Genomic DNA, 22,117 nt, shown 5'->3' on the forward strand with positions numbered 1-22,117 from the left:
CTCACGCACACAGGTGCCCGCCTGAGTGTTTCCATGACGAACATCAAATAGTGGATGTTCAGATGAAAGGAACCAATAGTGCTAATTGCACAGCGCCCCACATTGCACGAAGAAGTTCTAGGTCCAAACCGCTCACGATTCATTTTGGATCCGCTAGAGCCAGGTTTCGGCTACACCCTCGGTAACTCGATGCGACGCACCTTGCTTAGCTCGATTCCAGGTGCAGCTGTAACAAACATTCGCATCCAAGGTGTCAGCCACGAGTTTTCAACAATCGCGGGTGTCAAGGAGGACGTTGTTGAGGTAATTCTTAACATCAAGAACCTAGTGGTTTCCTCAGAGCACGACGCTCCGGTAGTTGCTCACTTGACCAAGAGTGCTGCAGGCCCAGTAACCGCCGCGGACATTCAGGTCCCTGCCGGTGTCGAAGTTCACAACCCAGAGCTAGTACTTGCGACTTTGAACGCCAAGGGCAAGCTAGAGATCGAGTTCATCATTGAGCGCGGTCGCGGCTATGTTCAGGCATCTCAAAACCGCAACCCAGACGCCGAAGCCGGAGTAATCCCAGTTGACTCCATCTACAGCCCAGTGCTAAAGGTGTCTTACCGCGTCGAGGCTACTCGTGCCGGTGAGTTCACTAACTTTGACAAGCTAATTGTTGACGTGGAGACCAAGCAGTCGGTTGAGCCCCGCGATGCAGTTGCTTCCGCCGGTTCGACTCTGGTTGAGTTGTTTGGCCTAGCCAAGGAACTAAACGATGAGGCCGAAGGAATTGAAATTGGCCCAGCACCGGTAGAAATAGCCGCTTCCAATGAACTAAGCACTCCAATTGAAGACCTGGACCTAACCGTTCGTTCTTACAACTGCCTTAAGCGCGAGGGAATCAACACCGTTCTAGAGCTAATTGCTTTGAGCGAAGACCAGTTGATGAACATTCGCAACTTCGGCTCCAAGTCCGTTGATGAAGTACGCGATAAGCTCACTGAGCTTGGGCTGAAGTTCAAGGACGCCGTCCCGGGTTTTGATTCCGCTTACTTCGGTGGCGGCTTCGACGAAGACCAGATCTAACCTTTAGAAATACAAGGAGAAACAAATGCCTACACCAACTAAGGGACCACGCCTAGGAGGCGGACCTGCCCACGAGCGATTGATGCTTCGTAACATGGCCACCTCACTGTTCATGCACAAGCGAATCGTTACAACTGAGACCAAGGCCAAGCGCCTGCGTCCGGTTGCCGAGCGTTTGGTTTCGTTCGCAAAGCGCGGAGACCTGGCGGCTAGAAGACGAGTCATGCGACAGATCACGGACAAGAACATTGTCCACGAGCTCTTCACGGAGATCGCGCCTCTAGTTGCTGACCGTGAGGGCGGTTACACCCGCATCACCAAGCTTGGCTTCCGTAAGGGCGACAACGCACCTATGGCGGTCATCGAGCTTGTGTTGGAGCAGGTACAGCCCAAGCCAAAGACTTCCAAGTCAAAGCCAGTCAACAACGTAGCAACCAATGCAGTAGCTGAGCCAGTTACCGAAGAGGTTGTTGAAGAAGTTGTTGAGCAAGTAGCCGAGGCCCCAGTAGCCGAAGCAGCCGTGGCCGAAGTGACCGAAGTTCCAGCCGAAGAAACTCCTGCCGCTGCGGCAGCAGAGGGCACCGAAGCTCCAGCCGAAGAGGCTGAAGAGCCAAAGGCTTAGAGCCACGAAGAAGATTGACATGAACAAGCCCGCTAGTGATTCTGGCGGGCTTGTTCGCTTTCGGGTAGACCTTGCATATGACGGAACCGACTTTGCTGGGTGGGCAAAGCAGCCAGGGCTGCGAACCGTCGAGGGCGACTTGGTCAGAATGTTTGAAAAGGTTTTTGGAAAAAGTAAAACTGATTTCGACATGCGGGTTGCCGGGAGAACCGATTCCGGGGTGCACGCAAAGCACCAAGTTTGCCACCTAGACATCCCTCAGAAGCGACTGTCTCGCATAGGTCGAGATCCATTGAATGCCTTTAGGCTGAACACTCTTATCGCCGATGATCTGATTATTCTCGATGTTGACCAGATAACTTCTGATTTTGATGCCAGGTTTAGCGCAGTGGGAAGACGATATCGCTACACGATTGCCGATCCCAAGTTTAAAAAAGACCCAATGATGGTTCGCTACACCCTTACTCACAAGCGACTACTGGATGTTGAACTTATGAACTCGGCAGCCAAAAAACTAATCGGCCTGAAGGACTTCGCTGCATTTTGCAGACCCAGAGCCGGCGCCAGCACAATTCGGAATCTCACGATTTTTGAGGTTTTAAGGCAAGAAGATGGTCTGATCACAATAGATATTCACGCGGATGCTTTTTGCCACAACATGATTAGGTCGCTAGTGGGCTCGATTATCGCTGTCGCCGATGGACGGCTAAGTATTCAAGACCTTGTCACCGTTCAGGAAACAGGCAAGCGCGCCAATAAATTCAAGACAATCGATGCCAAGGGCTTGAGTTTGGAGTCAATTGACTACCCGGAACCAGCGGAGTATGCCAAGCAGGCGATCTTAAACCGCGTGATGCGAGAAACCAGTGATAATTCTGTTTGACCAGGCGGCTATCAATCCCCTAGACTTAGCCCTTGGTCCGGCATTGCCGGCAGGTTTGAAACCGCTTTCTACAAAGCGGAATCACACAAACGAAACTATGAGGTAATTTAGCGTGCGTACTTATTCGCCAAAGGCCAGCGAGCTGAGCCACGAGTGGTTTGTCATTGACGCCACAGACATCGTGCTGGGACGCCTTGCGTCTCACGCAGCAATTTTGCTGCGTGGAAAGCACAAGCCAACTTTCGCAGCTCACATGGACAACGGTGACTTTGTCATCATCGTCAACGCTGACAAGGTAGTGCTAACCGGCGACAAGCTGGCACAGAAGAAGGCTTACCGTCACTCGGGTTATCCAGGCGGCTTGACCACTACGTCTTACTCCGACCTAATGGAGAAAAACCCTCAGCGCGCTGTCGAGAAGGCAATTCGCGGAATGCTTCCAAAGAACAAGCTGGGTGATCAGCTCATCGGCAAGCTCAAGGTTTACGCAGGCAGCAACCACCCTCACGAGGCCCAGAAGGCCAAGCCTTTCACCATCGATCAGATCGCCCAGTAAGGACAAAGACCTTGGCAGATAACAAAGTCGAAGAGACACCAGAAGTCGAAGCAGATACTTCCTACTCAACCGAGTCAGAGCCAGTGAAGGCCGTGCGCTCGCGCGGCAACTTGACTCAGCCCGGCTCCGGTCTGGGTCGACGCAAAGAGGCAGTTGCTCGAGTTCGCCTAGTTCCTGGCACTGGCAAAATAACTGTGAACAAGCGTTCAATCGAGGATTACTTCCCAAATAAGTTGCACCAGCAACTTATCAACGACCCTTTCACTGTTCTTGAGCTGCAAGGCGCGTACGACGTCACGGCTAGCATCGATGGCGGAGGAATCGCTGGGCAAGCCGGCGCACTAAGACTTGGTATCTCGCGCGCTCTAAACGAGATGGATACCGACAATAATCGGGCCATTTTGAAAAAGGCTGGCTTCCTTCGTCGCGACTCACGCGTGATCGAGTCAAAGAAGGCCGGTCTAAAGAAGGCTCGCAAGGCCTCTCAGTTCTCGAAGCGCTAAGCAAAGCACTTCGCCATGGCCAGGCTTTTTGGCACCGATGGAGTTCGCGGAACGGCGGGCCGTGAAATTACGGTTGAGTTTGCTCTTAGGTTGGCTCAGGCCGCGGCTATCGTTCTTGCCAAAACCTCTAGGGAGAATGGCGAAAGGCCTCGAGCTGTAATCGCTCACGATCCACGAATCTCTTCTGACTTTATTTCCGCTGCCGTGTCGGCGGGATTGGCCGCTTCCGGAATAGATGTTTTTGATGCTGGCGTCGTTCCCACTCCCGCAGCCGCCTACTTGACTGCGGACATCGGTGCTGACTTCGGAGTCATTATCTCGGCAAGTCATAACTCTGCTCCTGATAATGGAATTAAATTCTTCTCGCGTGGTGGCCACAAGCTCCCGGACTCGGTCGAGGACCAGATCGAAGCTGAGTTTGGTAATAGCCATAACTTGATTGGCGCCGAGGTTGGCAAAATAACTAGATTCTCGGATGCCGAAGATCGCTATCTTATCCATCTTCTTGGAGCAGTTCGCGTCAGCCTAAAGGGACTCAAGGTAGTCATCGATGCTGCCAATGGGGCTGCGAGCGCTATTTCTCCGCAAGCTTTTATTGATGCTGGCGCCGAAGTTATTCTCATTGGCGCGGATCCTGACGGACTAAACATAAACGCCGGCTATGGCTCAACCTACCTGAGCGCATTGCAGGCAGCCGTGCTAGAAAATAAAGCTGATTTTGGAATTGCACACGACGGAGATGCCGACCGTGCGCTGGCAGTCGATCACCTTGGCAACATCGTCGACGGAGATCGCATCATGGCCATCTTGGCCATCAGCATGAAGGAGACCGGGGACTTAGCGCGTAACACCCTGGTCACGACCGTGATGTCAAACTTGGGTCTTCGCCTAACAATGAAAAAGCATGAAATTGAGATTATTGAGACGCAAGTAGGCGATCGCTATGTCCTTGAGGCGATGCGCGAAGGTGGGTATTCACTGGGCGGCGAGCAGTCTGGCCACATAATCTTTTCGCAGTATGCAACCACTGGAGATGGAGTCCTAACTGGGCTTCAGATTGCAGCCAGGATGATACAGACCGGTAGGTCCTTGGCTGAGTTAGCCTCAGGATATGGCTGTTTTCCCTCAGGTCTTGATAAACGTGCCCGACGTCGATAAGTCTCGGGTGAATGATGCCGCCTTACAGGGGCTGGTTTCCCAGGCAGCTGCCGAACTCGGGGACGAGGGCCGTGTATTACTGCGAGCCTCCGGCACTGAGTCTTTGGTCAGGGTTATGGTGGAAGCCGCGGATCAAGGAACGGCGCAGGGCTGGGCTGATCGCATCGCTCGCATGGTTGAGACGCGGCTGGCTATTGGCTAAAACTGTTCAGCTTCGTCGTTATCAAATAGTGCCAGGGATGCTCGAGGAATTTCGGGCATGGCTAAATCAAGAGGTTCTTCCGATCAGGGAAAAGTTCGGTTTCCATGTTGAATTCATGTACGTAGACAATAAAAATAGTGAGTTTATTTGGGCGGTTTCGGTTCAGGGCTCACTGGATGATTTTTTGGAGATTGAAAGTCGCTACGATACTTCTGAAGAAAGAGCAGCTGCCGGCACGAAGCGGCCCGACTGTCTTTTAAGTGCGGATACTAGATTTGTCGACGAGAGCTAAATCTTTCTAACCTGAACCCTTTGAACTCTATGTCCCTCACCTTTTTGCATCACCAGGGTGGCCCTGGATCTAGTCGGTTCAATGTTTTGCTCCAAGTTCGGAAGATTTATGTCTCTCCAGAATCCGGTTGCTCTAGCTATAGCTTGTTCTTTGGTGAGTTCCGTTGTTAATTGGTGGAAGTAGGATCTCGGGTTTAGAAAGGCCGTTTCCCAAAGTTTGTCAAATCTCGACAGGTACCAGTCTTTGATTGTGCCGGGATCTGCGTCTATGTAGATACTGAAATCAAAGTAGTCGCTCAGAGCAACTTCCTGCCCGGTAGATGGAGGCTGTAGAACGTTTAGTCCTTCAACAATCAGAACGTCCGGAGCATTGACTGTCGCAAATTCATTCGGGATGATGTCATAGATTAGGTGGTCATACACCGGCGCAGTCACCCCAGTCTTTCCTGATTTTATGTCTGCGATGAACTGCAGCAATCTCTTGCGGTCGTAGCTCTCCGGAAATCCTTTTTTGGCAAGAAGGCCGCGTCGCTCTAATTCTGCATTTGGGTAGAGAAATCCATCGGTGGTGACCAGCTCGACTTTTGGAGTCCCCTCCCACCTTGTCATCAGTTCCCTAAGCAACCTTGCGGCTGTTGATTTCCCAACGGCGACCGACCCGGCTATTCCGATTATGAAGGGCGTTCGTTGCGCCCTCGCTCCATAAAAACCTTCGGTGTTTCGATGCAAGGCCTGAGTTGAGGTGGCGTAAAGAGATAGCAGGTGGCTTACGGGAAGATAGACCTCCGTAACTTCCTTCATATCAAGAAAATCACCTAGACCGCGAAGCTTTGTGACCTCTTGCTCGGTCAGAGGCAGTTGCGTCGCGTTGCCCAGCTCAGCCCAATCTGCTCGCTCTATGGCGAGATATGGGGAAAGGCTATCGGTGCCGTGCGCTGTGCTCACAAGGGCCTATTCTGCCCTAGAATTAGGGCTCATGTGCGGAATAGTTGGTTATGTCGGCCCGGGATCGGCTCTCGAGGTTCTGATCGGAGGCCTACAGCGGTTGGAATATCGTGGCTACGACTCAGCTGGCGTTTCGGTGATTTCTCAGACCAACGGATTGGAAACACGCAAGCGCGCTGGCAAGGTGGCAGTGCTTGTTCGAGAGCTAGTGGACAACCCAATAGCCGATTCGCACATTGGAATCGGCCACACAAGATGGGCGACACACGGAGCTCCAACTGATGGAAATGCCCACCCTCACATCGGTGGTACTCATCAGAAGTTGTCCCTAATCCACAACGGAATCATTGAAAACTTTTCTTCCCTAAAAAAAGACCTAGTAGACCGTGGCGTCACCTTTGCATCGGAGACAGACAGTGAGGTTGTTGCTCACTTAGTGGCAATTGAATATGACAAGTCAAATGACCTGACGGCTGCGTTTAGAGGAGTGGTAAACCTTCTAGAGGGAGCCTTCACTCTCCTCTGCGTGCACGAGGATAGCCCGGACTTGGTTCTGGCCGCTAGAAGGAACTCGCCTCTGGTAATTGGCTTGGGAGACGGCGAGAACTTCTTAGGCTCGGATGTCGCAGCTTTTGTTGAACACACCAAGCACGCGGTCGCGGTGGGCCAAGATCAAATCGTCGAGCTTCGTAAAGATTCAGTCTTGATTTCGGATTTTCATGGCAACCCAGTTGACATGGAAAGGTTCGAGGTCAATTGGGACGCCACCGCGGCCTCCAAGGGTGGCTGGCCATCGTTTATGGCCAAGGAGATTGCGGATCAGCCTCAGGCAGTTGGCGACACGTTAATGGGTCGAATTGCTTCGGATGGCTCAGTGAACCTCTCTGAAATCCAGGGGATTGACCAACTTTTTGAAGTGGAGCGGATAATTTTTGTGGCCTGCGGAACGGCGGCTTATGCCGCGGAGGCCGCCAAGTACGCCATTGAAAAATGGGCGCGTATACCGGTTGGTGTGGAGCTTGCACACGAGTTTAGATATCGTGACCCAGTAATCGATTCGAAAACCCTTGTCATTGCGATGAGCCAGTCCGGAGAGACCATGGACACCCTCATGGCCGTTCGTCACGCTGTTGAGAGCGGCGCTAAGGTGCTGGCGGTTTGCAATACACAGGGCGCAACTCTGGCGAGGGAAGCCCACGCGACGATTTACACCCACGCCGGACCAGAGGTGGCTGTGGCGTCAACAAAAGCCTTCACAGCTCAGGTGACAGCGGGTCAACTGGTTGGACTAGTTCTTGCTTGGCAGCGTAAGAGCATGCCCGAGGCGGAACTGAAGAAAATCGGGCTCGAATTACTTACCCTTCCAAGAAAGATTAAGGAAGTGCTGGAGTCGATTTCGGAAATCGGCGATCTCGCCAAGACCTACTCCAAGGCCAATTCGGTCCTGTTTCTAGGCAGAAATATCGCTTTCCCCATTGCCCTCGAAGGCGCACTGAAACTAAAAGAACTGGCATATATCCACGCCGAGGGTTTTGCAGCTGGCGAGCTAAAGCACGGGCCCATTGCTTTAATTGAAGAGGGGCAGCCGGTAATTGTAATAGTTCCATCTCAAAAGGGTGAAGGCTCACTACATGCCAAGGTGGTTTCTAACATCCAAGAAATAAAGGCCCGCGGAGCTCGTGTAATAGCAATTGCCGAGGTCGGCGACTCCGAGGTTTCTAGCTTTGCCGATGAGGTTTTCTTCATTCCGGAAACCATGCCGCTGCTTGCCGGCCAGCTAGCAGTTATACCTCTCCAGGCATTTGCGATGGAGTTGGCAAACGCCAAGGGGCTCGACGTTGACCAGCCGAGAAACCTTGCCAAGTCCGTCACAGTGGAATAGTGATTATTGGTATCGGCGTAGACCTGTGCTCAGTCGAGAGACTGAGTAAGAGTATCCAGCGAACCCCTGCATTAGCAGCCAGGCTCTTCACTGACAAAGAGCGAAGCCTGAAGGATGAATCCTTGGCCGCTCGATTTGCTGCCAAGGAGGCCTTAGCCAAGGCCTTGGGAAATCCAAAGCTGCTGTCTTGGTTAGAAGTCGAAGTAGATACTGACGAATTAGGCAAGCCGATGCTGGCGCTTTCAGGCAATAGCGCGAAAGCGTTGAATTCCAGGGGGGTTTTATCAACCCACCTTTCACTGTCTCATGACAACGGGTTTGCAATTGCCATGGTTGTGCTGGAGGGTAATTAGATGCGAGAACTAAGAATTGATTTAGGAAGAATCTGCTCTAATTATTTGGCTCTGAAATCCGCCTTTGGTCCGGCAAAAGTAATGGCGGTTGTTAAGGCCAATGCCTATGGGCACGGGATCATCGAGGTGGCAAATGCCCTCGATGAAGCAGGAGTTGATGTTCTCGGAGTTGCAGACTTAGATGAAGCAATTTCACTTCGATTGGGCGGCATTAAGGCCCCGGTGATGTGCTGGTTATTGGATGAGCAGGACGATCTGCAATCCGCTGTGGAGCACAACATCATTCTTGGCATTTCGACAATCCAGCAGCTCGAATCTGTCCCTAGGGAGGCCATTATTCACTTGAAAGTGGATACTGGCCTTGGCCGCAACGGCTTTATGCCGGACCGGATTCCGGATGTGGTCAAGACACTTCAAGACAGGCGCCTCAAAGTTCAGGGCCTTCTGAGTCACTTAGCAAACACTTCGGAGGCAGAAGATCTTGCTCAGCAAGTCGTATTCGATTCGGTTTACTTGATGCTTGAGCAGGCTGGCGTAAAAGTAGACATCAAGCACCTTGCAGCATCGGCAGCAGCAATCAGCTATCCCGGTATGCGCTATGACATGGTGCGCTGCGGGATCGTTCTGTATGGCTTGAACCCATTCGAAGACCGCGCGCTAGAGGGGTTAGCAGTCAAGCCTGTCATGAGCGCCGTCGCAAAGGTCGCGAACCTCAAGTCGGTCCCAGCTGGGCAAGGCGTTTCCTACGGATATAGGTACAAAACCGAAAAGCCAACCAAGCTGGCACTGGTGCCTTTTGGCTATGCCGAAGGCATGCCAAGGATCTCTCAAGGTGCGAGGGTAAAAATTGGGCAGAAGCTCTTTCCAGTCGTTGGAAGGATTGCTATGGATCAGTTCGTGGTGGATATTGGCGACTCCGAAATTTCTATGGGTGACGAGGTTGTTATTTTTGGTGACCCCGCGCGCAATGAGCCCACTGCCGAAACGCTTGCGGAAAGCGCTGGAACAGTGAACTATGAAGTAGTTACGAGAGTCGGGGGCCGTGCAAACCGGGTCTTTCTAGAACCATGAGGCGAACTATAGAAACACCAGAGGCCATGGAGGCATTTGGATCGAGGCTCGCTAAAAAATTGCAGCCGGGGGATTTGGTTTTACTCTCGGGAAAGCTGGGAGCAGGAAAAACCACTATGACTCGCGGCATTGGCGCGGGACTGGAGGCCATTGGGACTATTCAATCACCCACTTTTGTGCTGGCAAGAACACATCGAACAAAGGACGGACCAAAGTTGGTGCACGTTGATGCTTACAGGCTCTCATCGGCTATTGAGCTTGATGACTTGGACATAGATTTCTCAAATTCAATTGTCATTATTGAGTGGTCCAGAGACTTTATTGATGACAGTTTTGAGAATTGGCTCCTTATCGAAATCGACCGATCCAGCCAAGAAGACATTCGAGAGCTGCAAATCACCGGTCACGGACCCAGATGGCAGGGGGTGCAGTTTGATTTTGGCAATTGACACATCAGCAGGCACGAGTGCCGCTGTCTTTGATGGGGTCAATAGGCTTTCGTTTATAAACTTCGACGATCGGTTCGGTCACGCCGAGAACATTGGACTTGCAATTCAGGGCGCTCTCAAGGAAGCCGGCATTGTTCCGGCCGACCTTACGCTCGTCGCGGTTGGACGGGGTCCGGCTCCTTACACTGGATTGCGAGTCGGGGTCGCTGCCGGCATAGCCATGGCGACAGCTTTGGAGATACCAGCTTGCGGTGTTATTACGTTGAATGCAGTGGCAAGAAAGCACCCGATTGGAAAAGTTTTGGTGGTCGCAGACGCAAAGCGCAAAGAATTATTTATAGCTGGGTTTGAGGACAGCACACAGGTAGTACCACCGAGCGTTGCAACCCACCTAGAACTCGAGAGCTACTCTGATTTTCTAACGGTGAGTGGGGAATGTGACGCGGGCTTGATAGGTGAGTACGCGGTTTGGGCACTGAATCAGAAGATGGATCTAACTGACACCAGTGCCTTGTATTTGCGGTCGCCGGATGTCACGCCATCTCTCGGAAAGCGGGTCACCGGCTAATGGAATTTAGAGAACTGACAGCGGAGGATCTTCCGGAGCTCATGAAGATCGAAAACGAGTTATTTCCCGGCGAAGCTTGGGAGGAGAATTCTTTTCGCTCCGAGCTTGAAGGGTCATTCACTGATTATTTTGGAGCGTTCGAAAATGGCCTAGTTGGTTATGCCGGCCTTAGTTCCGTTCCGGCAAGTTACACCAGTGACATTCAGACCCTCGCAGTCACGTCTTCCAATCAGAGCAAAGGTCTTGGGAGAATTCTTGCCAAGAAGTTAATTTCTAAGGCATTAGCCCTTGGCTCGGAGGCGATGTTCCTTGAGGTGCGCGTTGATAATGATGCCGCCATAAGCCTCTACAGCTCGCTCGGATTTGAGCAGATTGACGTCAGAAAAAACTATTACCAGCCTTCCGGGGCTGATGCCTTGGTGATGAGGCTGGCGATTGAGCAGCCCATTGTCCTAGGCGTTGAAAGCACCTGCGACGAAACTGGAATCGGGATAGTCAAAGGCAATCGGCTACTGGCAAACGCGCTTCATAGCTCTATGGACGAGCACGCTAAGTTTGGCGGGGTGGTTCCCGAGGTGGCCGCACGAGCTCACCTTGAGGCGCTGCAGCCCACCATTGCCCAAGCTCTCAAAGAGGCGAACCTCACGATGAATCAGATCGACGCGATTGCGGTGGCCAATGGACCAGGCCTAGCAGGCGCCTTGATGGTTGGAATTGGCGCGGCAAAGGCGCTCGCCATAGCGCACAATTTGCCGATTTACGCCGTCAATCACTTGGTAGGCCACGTGGGCGCGGATGTGCTGGAAAATGGAACCGTTTCGCTGCCAACAATCGCACTCTTGGTTTCTGGAGGTCACACGTCTCTGCTTTTGGTGCGCGACTTACTTGACGACGTTGAGCTACTGGGCGAAACAATCGACGACGCTGCCGGCGAAGCCTTCGACAAGGTCGCCAGGGTTTTGGGTCTTCCCTACCCAGGTGGGCCTCAAATAGACAAGCTCGCTGAAGGCGGCAATCCAAAGGCCATCCGGTTTCCACGCGGACTGTCGTTGCCAAAGGACATGGAAGCTCACAGGTTTGATTTTTCATTCTCGGGCCTGAAGACTGCAGTGGCGAGGCACGTTGAAAAGGCCAGCGATGCGGGACAAGAGATTTCAAAACCCGACGTTGCCGCAAGCTTTAGGGAGGCAGTGGTTGATGTCCTACTCACCAAGGCAATCAATGCCTGTGAGGCTCACGGGGTCAAGCGATTACTGCTTGGTGGCGGCGTTGTTGCCAACGCGCGGCTTCGTCAGGTGGCGAAGATACGCTGCGATGAAGCTGGTATCGAGCTTCGGATTCCACGTTTCTCGCTATGTACGGACAACGGAGCAATGATTGCGTCTATCGGTGCACAACTAATAATGGCTGGTCGGCCACCAAGTGGTCTTGGCTTCGGGGCGGAATCCACCCTCGAGGTTACAAAAGTGCAGACGCTCTAGAAGCCCACTGCTAACGCTCAAGCAACCCCAATAACTCCCAGCGGGGAATCTGAGGCATGAGAACCAGTCACGAGTTACTTATCGTTGGCTAAGTGACTGACAGACGAGTGCTTTACGAGCGTCGCCCACCCTGGTGAGGATCAGGGTGGCGGTGTTTTTTCCTTTTAGTTTCAACTTTGGGCGGAGCTGCTCAGGAGTTATGTCCACTCCACGTTTCTTTATTTCAAGTGTTCCAATGCCAAGCTCGCTCATTCTCTTGGCAATCCTTTTGACATCAAGTGGCAATGCTTCCATCACCTCAAACCCTCTTAGCCAAGGCGAAATAAGCTCACTGTCGGAACTGAGATATGCGATTGAGGGAGAGATGCCCCAGAGTCCATTTTCAATCGCAAACGCTCCAAGTAGGTGAGACCTAACCAGCGCCGGATTGGGGTCGTAAACGTACTTGCCAACTTCATTTATCGGTGCCTGAATCAAGTCAGCGGAATACTCAATTATCGGGTCGGCCAAAATAAGGGCTGATCTTTTGCCACTTTTGCCAAGTTCACCAAACCACAGCACGGTTTCTACAAGTTCATTGTTATGAGACACCCAATTTGCTTCGCAATCCTCCGGGATCAATTCGTGAGGCAGGCTACCGGCTAGCTTTATGCCCGCCGTGTGCTTCCCACCGATTTCGAAGGCGAAGTTCAGATTCGGCGAAAAGTCCTCGGGCTTGAGCATGACTCTTCCTGTTGCTTTTGAGCTAAGTTTTCGCCTGGCCGGGTCAAGCCAGAATGCCGTCGATTCGGCTTCGATGTCGAGAGCATCGGCATTAGAGACCTTTGCCATTGGGTAGTCATGCAGATTGTGCTGCGCGATTTTGGCAGTCAGTCCGTCCTTTTCAATGGCCGCTACCTCAAGCCCCGCTTCAGCGAAAGCCAGTGCGTCCCCGCCGATGCCGCAACCAAGATCCGTGACCAATTTGATGCCGCGAGTCGAAAACCTTTGGGCATGCCAAGCGGCAACTTGCTGCCGAGTTGCCTGCTCGAGGCCCTCTTCCGTGAATAGCATTGTGCTCGCAAGTTCTGATCCAAATTTTGGCACCGCTCTTGAACGGAGTTTCGCTTGGGAGATGCACAGAGCTACTAGCTGAGGTTCGTATCCTTGCTTTCTAAGATCGGTTGTTAGTTTGAGTAGGTCCGCTTTTGCGTCCAGGAAGCCCAGCTTGCCAAGTAACTGCTTGGCTTCGGGTCCAAAAATTTTCTCGTCTAGATCGGGCACTCGTTAAACTTACCGCTGTCGATAGCAGCCGCTGACCTTGACCAAGTGCCTGATAACACCTAAAGTTGCATTAGCACTCTCGATGGGAGTCTGCTAATCCACAAACTTTAGACAAAGAAGAGGTAACAGTGTCGGTTTCTATTAAGCCACTTGAAGATCGCGTTGTTGTTCGTCCACTTGAGGCCGAGCAGGTAACTGCGTCAGGTCTGGTTATCCCAGACACAGCAAAGGAAAAGCCACAAGAGGCCGAGGTCATTTCAGTTGGCCCAGGTCGCTTTAGCGAGGACGGCGAGCGCATACCTGTCGACTTGAAAGTTGGGGATCTTGTTATCTTCTCCAAATACGGTGGAACTGAGCTTCGCTACGATGGCCAGGACTATCTTGTTCTGTCGGCCCGCGACATTCTTGCGGTTATCGAACGCTAGAGATTTATAAAAAAAGGCCCGGATTCTCGGGCCTTTTTTTTGTTAATGCCTCTAGGCTTGCAAGGTGAAGAAGCGTTCTATAAACACGGTAGGCCTGAGCTTTGGAGCGGGCGCCTACTTAATTTGGGGTTCGTTTCCACTCCTTATCCAGCTATCTAAATTTGCTTCTCCATTCGAGACTGTCGTTTGGCGAGTGGTGTTTGGTTTTTTGTTTGCCGCGCTGCTGGTTACGATTACGAAAACTTGGGGCCAAGTTATATCCTTGGTAAAAACCCCAAAAAAACTTGGCTGGGTTGCAGTGGCGGCTGTTTTTATATTTATCAATTGGCAGGTCTACGTCGTTGCGGTTGTTACCGGTAACGTCATCGAGACGTCTCTTGGTTATTTCATAAACCCGCTGGTAACAGTCATGTTCGCGGTGGTTTTACTAAAAGAAAAGCTACGACGAATGCAGTGGGTAGCACTAAGTGTCGGGTTTGTCGCAGTTGTGGTGCTCACAATTGACTACGGTCGGCCACCCTGGATAGCTATTATTTTGGCGTTGAGCTTTGGGACCTACTCGCTTGCTAAAAACAGAGTGGGCCGAAACATTGGAGCCTTGCAGAGTTTCACAATCGAATCTGCGACAGTGCTTCCAATAGCGATAGTTCAGCTAATTGTCGTGGCGTCTCTTGGACCGGTAATGCTACTAAGTGGTCCTATGGAAGCGGCGGTCTTAATTGGCTTTGGAATCATGACTGCGGTTCCGTTGATTTTGTTCGGCGCTGCTGCAAGCCGGATCCCCCTTTCAATGATCGGGTTCATTCAGTACCTCACGCCAGTGCTGCAGTTCTCAGCCGGATACTTCATATTGGGCGAGGAAATGCCACCGGTCCGGTGGATCGGCTTTGGATTGGTTTGGGTTTCTCTGGCGATTCTGACCGCAGACGCCTTCCGAAGAAGGCCGATTTTGCCGATTGTTGAAGCACTTTAAATTCGGAATGGAATTGTTACTCAATTTAGCATTCCCAAAATAGTGGCTTTTTAGCCTGATTTATCCGTCTTTTTCGACGGATATCGTTTATTAATCTGATTTAAGCTGCTAATCCCCTCGAGGATGCCGAGTGGTTTGAGATTTTAGGAGGCGCGTTAACCTCCACGAAATGATGCAGTTAGTATGCTTTATTTAGCGCGCGGGCTCCCTGCCTGTGTTCGCATTTAAATTGCTATTTCAAGGAGCAACAATGACCGTAAAGAACAACAGGTCGCGTGCACTCATGGCTTTGTCTGCAGCAGGCGTTTCGGCGCTTGTTCTGGCTGGCTGTGCAGCGACAACAACCGCAGGCGGCTGTGAGCTAGGTCCTGAGCAAGATGGAGACCTAGTACTAAACCTAGGTACCGCACTGCCTTTGACCGGTAACCTCGCATTCCTAGGCCCACCAGAAGAAGCTGGTGCTGCTCTAGCGATTGACGAAATCAACGCTGCTAACAAGGGGCTCACAATTGACGCTACTTTTGGCGACTCTGGTGACACCGACAACAAGGCTTACGACACTGAAATCCCACGTCTTCTAGGCGCAGGTGCTCAGGCAATCGTTGGTGCTGCATCTTCAGGTGTATCACTACAGTTCATCGACCGTGTTATTGCTGAATGTGTAATTCACTTCTCACCAGCTAACACCTCAGCAGCTTTCACTGACTACGAGGACAAGGGCCTGTACTTCCGTACCGCTCCTTCAGACGTACTTCAGGGTGAAGTTCTGGGTAACCTAATCGCGGAAGACGGCCACCAGAGAATCTCAATGATCGTTCTAAACGACTCATACGGTACCGGTCTAGCTCAGTTCACCAAGGCTTCCTTTGAGGCTGCTGGTGGCGAAGTTATTGCGGAGCCTACCTACAACACTGGTGACACCAACTTCACCGCTCAGATTGCTGAGGCACTAGCCGGAGATCCAGACGCAATCGTTCTAATTACATTCGACGAGGCAAAGACCATCGTGCCTGAGCTAACAAGCCAGTTCCCTGGTGAGAAGCTTTACTTCGTTGACGGTAACCTAACCAACTACTCTGAAGACTTCGCTGCTGGCACCCTTGAGGGTGCCAAGGGTACTTACCCAGGCGTGAACGAGGCAAACATTGCTGACTTCGTTGCGAAGCTTGATGCTAACTGGCAGGCACGCGGCAACGCAGCCTTGGAGCTAAACGCTTACGGTCCTGAGACCTATGACGCAGTTATAGTGCTTGCACTTGCTGCTCTAGAGGCGCGTAGCACCCAGGGTGCCAACATGTCAGAGAAGCTTCAGGAAGTTTCTGGAGGTTCCGGTGACGGTACCAAGTGCACCAGCTTTGCTGAGTGTGCTGACATCATCAACGGTGGTGGAACCGCAGATTATGACGGTCCATCGGGAAACATTACCTTCAATGACGTTGGAGACCCAACAGACGGTAACATCCTGATCCAGCAGTTCGATGGAAACAACGTTCCAGCTACCATTCGTGGCTAGTAGTTAGTTTCATTCAAGAAATCCCCTTGGGCTTAGGCCCGAGGGGATTTCTTTAATAACTGAGTGTTTTGGACTTTATTGAAAGCCCGTGACTGACTGGCAGGCACTTTCGTCTTGAACGATGTCAAGACCTACTTGTGGCTGTTTGCGCTGAAAGAAGTAACCCCTCAGCCTGGCCGAGGGGTTACTTTGCTCCAACTGAACGGGGTTGGTAACTCTACTTGGACCTGCGAGTGGTCACTTCGAACGCTGCGCCGAAAGCCACAACAATAGTCATTCCTATTGCGACGAATAAGCCTGGAGGACGGGTCTTTTTAGGTGCCAAGAGTCCCTAGGTAGAGACCTACGACCTTGGGGTCGTTCAGAAGCTCTCTACCGGTGCCTGTGACAGCATCAGTGCCCTGATCTAAAACATAAGCCCGGTCTGCGATCTGAAGGCAACGACGAGCGTTTTGCTCAACCATGATGCAGGTCACGCCGGCCTTGTTGATTTCTGAAACCCGAAGGAAGGCCTCGTCCTGTCTAACAGGGCTGAGTCCAGCGGAAGGCTCGTCGAGTAATAGAACACTTGGCTCCATCATCAACGCCCTACCCATGGCAACCATTTGACGTTCACCACCGGAAAGTGAGCCTGCGCGCTGCTTGAGGCGCTTACCGAGTTCGTCGAAAATCGAAACGACGAATTCAAGACGCTTTTCGTAGCTTTTCGGATCTTGGAAAACACCCATTTGAAGGTTTTCTTCAATAGTTAGTGACGGGAAAACATTGTTGTTCTGCGGGATATACCCCACGCCCTTGGCTACCAGCTGGTTTGGCTTCTGACCTACGATGTCCTCGCCGTTTAGGGTTATTGATCCTTCACGAACTTTTACGAGCCCGAAGATTGACTTCAGAAGGGTTGATTTACCCGCACCGTTGGGTCCGATGATTCCGATCAGTTCACCCTTGTCGGCGTAGAGGTTTGCCTCATTCAGAATGTTCACCCCGGGCAAGTAACCGGCGGTAAGGTTCTTGACATCTACAACTCGGGTCATTTGTCTTTCTCCTGGTCGATGATGCTAATTCTTCCGGTGACAACACCAAGATCAGTGTCCTGGTGAGCACCCAGGTAAGCATCAATTACGGCCTGCTCGTTCATGACCGTTTCAGGTGGACCCTCGGCTACTACCTTGCCCTCGGCCATTACGACCACCCAGTCAGCAATGTGTCGAACCATGTGCATGTCGTGCTCAACAAACAACACGGTCATACCTTCTTTTTTCAGGTCCAGCACGTGGCCAAGCAAGGACTGAGTCAAAGCGGGGTTCACACCGGCCATTGGCTCATCGAGCATTACCAGCACGGGGTCGGTCATCAATGCTCTTGCCATTTCCAGAAGCTTGCGCTGACCACCCGATAGAGACGCCGCGAAATCTGCCTGTTTGGTGTCAAGCTTGAACCGCTTTAGAAGTTCAATTGCCTTGATTTCAATCTCAGCATCCTGTTTTCTCCAAGATCTTGGAAACAGAGCGCGGAATATGCTTTCGCCGACTTGGTTCTTGGCGCCGAGCTTCATGTTGTCCAGCACTGTCAGAAGGCTCAGGGCCTTGGTTAGCTGGAAAGTTCGAACTTGACCCATTTGGGCAACCTTGTAGCTCGGGACTCCCGATAGCGAGGTTCCTAGGAACTCCCACTCGCCGGTGTCAGGAGTGTCGAAGCCGGTAAGCAGGTTAAACAGCGTTGTCTTGCCGGCACCATTGGGTCCAATAAGCGCTGTGATGGCGTTCTTGGGAATCTCCAGGTGCTCAACGTCGACCGCTGTTAGACCACCGAAGCTCTTTTTGACATGGTCAATAACCAGCATTGGATCAGTCTTTTTACAGCCTGGTCCGGATTCTCCGATGTGTAGACCGGTTGATTTTTTTGGTGAGTCACTATTTGACAAAGGTCAGCTCCCTCTTGTCTCCGAAAATACCCTGAGGCCTGTAAATCACAAGCAACATCAGCCCGATGCCTACCAGCACGAATCTCAATGTTGCCGCTTGAGTTCCGGTCACCGGCAAGATGCCCGCTAGTGCGAGCTCCGGCAAAATGTTTGATAAGAAGGCCTGCAGTGTCCAGAAGATAACTGCACCGATGACGGGACCCCAAATTGTCGCGGCGCCACCGAGTAGCAGTGATGTCCAGATGAAAAAGGTGATTGAGGTCACATACACGCCCGGAGAAACGTTGGCGAATGCAGCGTAAATAATTCCACCCATTCCACCGAAGATTCCACCGATGATGAGTGCCTGAAGCTTGTAGGCGAAGACGTTTTTACCAAGAGCCCTTATTGCCTCTTCGTCCTCGCGGATGCCCTTGATGACTCTTCCCCAGGGCGATCGCATAAGAGCCCACAGGAACCACACACAAACAGCTAAGACCCCAAGTCCAAAGGTAAGAACCCAAAGAGTCTCGGAGTTGTAGGTCCAAGGTCCCCAACCGTATGATCCAGGTGGGAATGGGTTTGCACTAGTGAACCCGCCCGAGTTGTTGTAGCCAAAGAGACCGTCGGCGCTTCCAGTGACATCGGTGAATGCTGTGGTTAAGAACAACAGCCTCACAATCTCAGCAGCCGCAATGGTCACAATTGCCAGGTAGTCTCCACGAAGCCTCAGCGTCGGAACGCCCAGCAGAATCGCGAACAAAATAGATCCGATGATGCCGACGATCATGCCGGCCCACCAAGGGAAACCAAAAGTTAGAACCGAGATTGCGTACCCGTAGGCACCGATGGCCATGAATCCTGCGATACCGAAGTTCAACAGGCCGGCAAATCCAAAGTGCATTGCCAAGCCAAGTGCTGCAAGTGCGAACGCAATTGTGGTGGGCGTTAGCAGCCCTGCCAAGGTGTTATTTATTATTGTTCCCCAGTCCATGAGCTACCTCCTATCCGACTCTCTGTCTTCGTCCCATAAGGCCCTGTGGCCTAAAGAGTAGTACTCCAATTAGCACGACCAGCGCGCCTACATATTTCAGATCTGAAGGGATGAACAAGCTAGATGTCTCGACCAGAATTCCCACAACGAGAGCTCCAATCAATGCACCGAATGCGGTTCCGAGACCGCCAAGGGTAACTGCGGCGAAGATAAGAAGCAGGATCTGCGTTCCCATGTCCCATTTGATGCCCGGTCGGAAATAGGCCCAGAGTACGCCCGAGAGTCCTGCGAGTGCAGCCGACACGATCCAGACAATTCGCACTACTTTATCCACGTCGATACCAGAGGCCGCGGCCAGGTCCGGGTTATCCGAGATTGCGCGCGTAGCTTTTCCAGTGTTGGTTCTAAGTAGCCAGAAGGCAAATGCAAGGATCGCAACAATGGAAATACCCATCGAGTAAAGGTCATTGACGCTCAGTGCAACGGACCCAAAGAGATTGATCTTCGGTGAGTCAAAGCCTGGGAGCTGCTCGGTGCCACCACCGATGAAGAACTGAATTATGTAGCGAAGAGTTAGCGATAGTCCGATTGAAATGATCATCAGCTGAACGATGCCCAGGCCCTTTTTCCGCAGAGGCTTCCATAATCCGGCATCCATCGACCACCCGAACCCGGCAGAAATGATCACCGCCGCGGGAATTGCAACCCAAATTGGTACTTCTAGAACCACACCGAGGATCAAGGCAGCCACAGCTCCAAAGGTGACCATCTCTCCATGAGCAAAGTTAGAAAGCCCTGTCGTTCCAAATACCAAAGACAGGCCTACAGAGGCGAGCCCGAGCATGAGGCCGAAGTTGATTCCATAAATAAGACGCGCAACAAATTGGTCAAAGAATGAAACTTCATTTCGCTCACCCTGGCCAATGAAAAAGTTTTTTACGACGCGATCGGAGAGTCCGAGGTCAACTTCCTGAGTGGCTCCACCTTCCAGGACAGCAACGCCTGCAGGCAGTGTGTCTTGATCAAGAGTCACTGAGTAGGTGTCCTTGGTCGGGACCCCAATTAGCCAGCTTCCGTCGTCGCCGGTGAGAACCGAAGCGGTATAGGAAGGTCCTTCGACCACAATGCGGACTCCACCAACTGGCTCGCCCTTAATTTTGACGTTTCCCAGCACGGCGTGGTCAAACTCTTCTCCGACGCTGTCGGCTTGGGCTGGAGACACCAGCAGACCTAGGCCGATTATGAGAGCGGTAAACACGACTATTACGAGCTTTAAGAAACGTTTTGGATTGCCCACGAAGAGGAAATTCACCGGTCCTCCATATCTGGGTGAGCTGCATCGCCCACAATTGACCCTAAAAGGGGTATTGGAAAAGAATACCAATGGATAAGAGTACACAATTGTGAAGATACCTGTTTGTAATAAAAATTTCATACTTATTTGAGGAGGCTTAGCTCTGTAGGATTGCAGTACACAGTCCCGAACCGTTGCGAGGTTATTTTGGAACAACCAGACCCCTTTTCCCTAATCGGGTTAAACTTACGACGATGTCTTATTGATGCCCGGTAAGTCGGATGTGATTCCCTCTGGGGTCGGCACCTCCACAATGGTGTCCCGGAACATCAGCATTAACATTCCTCTAATTTCCTCACCTATGGATACTGTGACCGAGTCTCGCATGGCAATAGCCATGGCCCGCCAAGGCGGACTCGGTATCTTGCACCGCAACCTATCAATTGAGCAGCAAGCCGACCAAGTGGACTTGGTAAAGCGCAGCGAAGCCGGGATGGTGTCCCACCCTGTTACAACCACTCCATACTCAACCATTCAAGAAGTAGATGATCTTTGTGGCCGCTACCGAGTCTCCGGGCTTCCAGTTATAGACGAGGACGGCAAGTTAGTTGGCATAGTCACTAACCGCGACATGCGTTTCGTGCTGGAGGTTCAGCGGACGACGACATTGGTCAAGGATGTTATGACCTCGATGCCTTTAATTGTGGGCAAGGCTGGCATCCACCCGGATGAGGCGATGGCACTGCTTGCTCAGCACAGAATTGAGAAGCTTCCACTAATTGATGACAACGGCAAGCTCAAGGGCCTGATTACCGTGAAGGATTTTGACAAGAGCGAGAAGTACCCAAATGCCTCTAAAGACGGCGCAGGGCGACTGTTGGTTGGCGCAGCTGTCGGCGTCGGGCCCGACGGCTGGGAGCGAGCAATGGCTCTTGTGGAGACCGGCGTAGACATTCTTGTTGTCGACACGGCTCACGGTCACAATTCAGCTGTGCTGGAAATGATCAAGAAGTTAAAAAACGAGCCTTTTGCCAGGCACACCGATGTACTAGGTGGCAACGTGGCAACAACCGAGGGTGCCAGGGCAATCGTCGAAGCCGGCGCGGATGGCGTGAAAGTGGGCGTTGGCCCGGGGTCAATCTGCACAACCCGAGTGGTTGCCGGAGTGGGTGTCCCTCAAATCACCGCAGTTCACATGGCGGCGCTCGCGGCCAGAGAGGCGGGCGTTCCCGTTATTGCCGATGGCGGACTTCAGTACTCAGGAGATATCGCAAAGGCCCTAGTGGCCGGTGCCAACTCAGTGATGCTCGGTTCTCTGTTGGCTGGAACCGATGAAGCACCCGGAGACATTACGTATGTGGGCGGCAAACAATTCAAGACATACCGCGGCATGGGCTCGCTCGGTGCAATGCAGTCTCGAGGGCAAGCGCAGTCATATTCAAAAGATCGCTACTTCCAGGACGACGTCCTGAAGGAAGAAAAGCTTGTGCCAGAAGGCATCGAAGGACGCGTTCCCTACAGGGGGACAGTTCCAACCGTAGTTCACCAACTAATTGGAGGCCTGAGGGCTTCGATGGGATACGTCGGCGCGGCCACAATCCCTGAATTGCAGCAGAACGGCAAGTTTGTGCGGATTACCCCTGCCGGGCTTCGCGAATCTCACCCGCACGACATCCAGATGACCATTGAGGCGCCAAACTACGGCGCCCGCTAGGCAGGC

At 52.1% G+C, this 22,117-nt stretch carries 21 protein-coding genes and 2 pseudogenes; 17 read left to right on the forward strand and 6 right to left on the reverse strand.

Annotated elements, in window-relative coordinates; all coding sequences use genetic code 11:
- The first annotated feature begins 78 nt into the window (after nt 1–78).
- From ABXT50_RS00960 to ABXT50_RS00990, 7 genes and pseudogenes are all read left to right on the forward strand, one after another.
- The gene (locus ABXT50_RS00960) at nt 79–1,068 is read left to right on the forward strand and encodes a DNA-directed RNA polymerase subunit alpha (protein WP_007540813.1); all 990 of its coding nucleotides are present in this window, start codon (nt 79–81) and stop codon (nt 1,066–1,068) included.
- Between the two features lie 25 nt (nt 1,069–1,093).
- On the forward strand, nt 1,094–1,690 hold the full coding sequence (gene rplQ / locus ABXT50_RS00965) for a 50S ribosomal protein L17 (protein ID WP_415274316.1): 597 nt from the start codon (nt 1,094–1,096) through the stop codon (nt 1,688–1,690).
- A 19-nt stretch (nt 1,691–1,709) separates the two neighbouring features.
- Nucleotides 1,710–2,573 (forward strand): tRNA pseudouridine(38-40) synthase TruA, encoded by an 864-nt coding sequence (gene truA / locus ABXT50_RS00970; protein WP_415274317.1) that lies wholly within the window; start codon nt 1,710–1,712, stop codon nt 2,571–2,573.
- Between the two features lie 112 nt (nt 2,574–2,685).
- Nucleotides 2,686–3,129, forward strand: a complete 444-nt coding sequence (gene rplM / locus ABXT50_RS00975; RefSeq protein ID WP_415274318.1) for a 50S ribosomal protein L13 — start codon at nt 2,686–2,688, stop codon at nt 3,127–3,129.
- A gap of 11 nt (nt 3,130–3,140) precedes the next feature.
- The gene (gene rpsI / locus ABXT50_RS00980; protein ID WP_415274319.1) at nt 3,141–3,632 is read left to right on the forward strand and encodes a 30S ribosomal protein S9; all 492 of its coding nucleotides are present in this window, start codon (nt 3,141–3,143) and stop codon (nt 3,630–3,632) included.
- A 15-nt stretch (nt 3,633–3,647) separates the two neighbouring features.
- Nucleotides 3,648–4,992: pseudogene (glmM, locus tag ABXT50_RS00985) on the forward strand (phosphoglucosamine mutase).
- Nucleotides 4,985–5,284: a hypothetical protein gene (locus tag ABXT50_RS00990; RefSeq protein ID WP_415274320.1), complete on the forward strand. Its 300-nt coding sequence runs from the start codon at nt 4,985–4,987 to the stop codon at nt 5,282–5,284. Before glmM ends, ABXT50_RS00990 begins: the two are co-directional and overlap by 8 nt.
- On the opposite strand, the gene coaA is transcribed toward ABXT50_RS00990, so the two are convergent.
- Nucleotides 5,281–6,228: a type I pantothenate kinase gene (gene coaA, locus ABXT50_RS00995; RefSeq protein ID WP_415274321.1), complete on the reverse strand. Its 948-nt coding sequence runs from the start codon at nt 6,226–6,228 to the stop codon at nt 5,281–5,283. The genes ABXT50_RS00990 and coaA overlap by 4 nt on opposite strands.
- 31 nt (nt 6,229–6,259) lie before the next feature.
- On the opposite strand from coaA, the gene glmS reads away from it, so the two are divergent.
- Genes glmS through tsaD form a run of 6 tightly spaced genes read left to right on the forward strand, consistent with a single transcriptional unit; the run spans nt 6,260 to nt 12,032 of the window.
- Nucleotides 6,260–8,110: a glutamine--fructose-6-phosphate transaminase (isomerizing) gene (glmS, locus tag ABXT50_RS01000; RefSeq protein WP_415274322.1), complete on the forward strand. Its 1,851-nt coding sequence runs from the start codon at nt 6,260–6,262 to the stop codon at nt 8,108–8,110.
- Nucleotides 8,110–8,463: a holo-ACP synthase gene (locus tag ABXT50_RS01005; RefSeq protein ID WP_415274323.1), complete on the forward strand. Its 354-nt coding sequence runs from the start codon at nt 8,110–8,112 to the stop codon at nt 8,461–8,463. Before glmS ends, ABXT50_RS01005 begins: the two co-directional genes overlap by 1 nt.
- Entirely contained in the window at nt 8,464–9,534 is a 1,071-nt protein-coding gene (gene alr / locus ABXT50_RS01010; RefSeq protein ID WP_415274324.1) for an alanine racemase, read from the forward strand. It begins immediately after the preceding gene.
- Complete coding sequence (gene tsaE / locus ABXT50_RS01015; protein WP_415274325.1) at nt 9,531–9,983, forward strand: tRNA (adenosine(37)-N6)-threonylcarbamoyltransferase complex ATPase subunit type 1 TsaE; 453 nt, start codon at nt 9,531–9,533, stop codon at nt 9,981–9,983. Before alr ends, tsaE begins: the two co-directional genes overlap by 4 nt.
- A complete protein-coding gene (gene tsaB, locus ABXT50_RS01020) occupies nt 9,973–10,551 on the forward strand; it encodes a tRNA (adenosine(37)-N6)-threonylcarbamoyltransferase complex dimerization subunit type 1 TsaB (RefSeq protein ID WP_415274326.1) in 579 nt (192 codons plus the stop codon). Before tsaE ends, tsaB begins: the two co-directional genes overlap by 11 nt.
- Nucleotides 10,551–12,032 carry a tRNA (adenosine(37)-N6)-threonylcarbamoyltransferase complex transferase subunit TsaD gene (gene tsaD, locus ABXT50_RS01025; RefSeq protein ID WP_415274327.1) on the forward strand — a complete coding sequence of 494 codons (1,482 nt, stop codon included), beginning with the start codon at nt 10,551–10,553 and terminating at the stop codon, nt 12,030–12,032. Before tsaB ends, tsaD begins: the two co-directional genes overlap by 1 nt.
- 78 nt (nt 12,033–12,110) lie before the next feature.
- On the opposite strand, the gene ABXT50_RS01030 is transcribed toward tsaD, so the two are convergent.
- Complete coding sequence (locus ABXT50_RS01030; RefSeq protein ID WP_415274328.1) at nt 12,111–13,295, reverse strand: THUMP-like domain-containing protein; 1,185 nt, start codon at nt 13,293–13,295, stop codon at nt 12,111–12,113.
- Between the two features lie 128 nt (nt 13,296–13,423).
- Here ABXT50_RS01030 and groES point away from each other — a divergent pair, with 128 nt between their 5' ends.
- The 3 genes from groES (at nt 13,424) to ABXT50_RS01045 (ending at nt 16,206) form a co-directional block, all read left to right on the forward strand.
- Nucleotides 13,424–13,720 carry a co-chaperone GroES gene (gene groES, locus ABXT50_RS01035; protein WP_415274329.1) on the forward strand — a complete coding sequence of 99 codons (297 nt, stop codon included), beginning with the start codon at nt 13,424–13,426 and terminating at the stop codon, nt 13,718–13,720.
- A 64-nt stretch (nt 13,721–13,784) separates the two neighbouring features.
- Nucleotides 13,785–14,693 (forward strand): EamA family transporter RarD, encoded by a 909-nt coding sequence (gene rarD / locus ABXT50_RS01040; RefSeq protein WP_415274330.1) that lies wholly within the window; start codon nt 13,785–13,787, stop codon nt 14,691–14,693.
- A 250-nt stretch (nt 14,694–14,943) separates the two neighbouring features.
- Nucleotides 14,944–16,206, forward strand: a complete 1,263-nt coding sequence (locus ABXT50_RS01045) for an ABC transporter substrate-binding protein (protein WP_415274331.1) — start codon at nt 14,944–14,946, stop codon at nt 16,204–16,206.
- A 314-nt stretch (nt 16,207–16,520) separates the two neighbouring features.
- Here the strand turns inward: ABXT50_RS01045 and ABXT50_RS01050 are convergent, their stop codons facing one another.
- The 4 genes from ABXT50_RS01050 to ABXT50_RS01065 are packed head-to-tail and all read right to left on the reverse strand — an operon-like array spanning nt 16,521 to nt 20,400.
- On the reverse strand, nt 16,521–17,240 hold the full coding sequence (locus tag ABXT50_RS01050) for an ABC transporter ATP-binding protein (RefSeq protein ID WP_415274332.1): 720 nt from the start codon (nt 17,238–17,240) through the stop codon (nt 16,521–16,523).
- Complete coding sequence (locus ABXT50_RS01055; RefSeq protein WP_415274333.1) at nt 17,237–18,130, reverse strand: ABC transporter ATP-binding protein; 894 nt, start codon at nt 18,128–18,130, stop codon at nt 17,237–17,239. Before ABXT50_RS01055 ends, ABXT50_RS01050 begins: the two co-directional genes overlap by 4 nt.
- On the reverse strand, nt 18,120–19,103 hold the full coding sequence (locus ABXT50_RS01060) for a branched-chain amino acid ABC transporter permease (protein WP_415274334.1): 984 nt from the start codon (nt 19,101–19,103) through the stop codon (nt 18,120–18,122). Before ABXT50_RS01060 ends, ABXT50_RS01055 begins: the two co-directional genes overlap by 11 nt.
- Before the next feature lie 10 nt (nt 19,104–19,113).
- Nucleotides 19,114–20,400 (reverse strand): branched-chain amino acid ABC transporter permease, encoded by a 1,287-nt coding sequence (locus ABXT50_RS01065; RefSeq protein ID WP_415274335.1) that lies wholly within the window; start codon nt 20,398–20,400, stop codon nt 19,114–19,116.
- Between the two features lie 204 nt (nt 20,401–20,604).
- Here ABXT50_RS01065 and guaB point away from each other — a divergent pair.
- Nucleotides 20,605–22,111: pseudogene (guaB, locus tag ABXT50_RS01070) on the forward strand (IMP dehydrogenase).
- Nucleotides 22,112–22,117: the final 6 nt, after the last annotated feature.

It is taken from the genome of Aquiluna sp. Uisw_065 (assembly GCF_047731275.1).
In the GTDB taxonomy this organism is placed as follows: domain Bacteria; phylum Actinomycetota; class Actinomycetes; order Actinomycetales; family Microbacteriaceae; genus Aquiluna.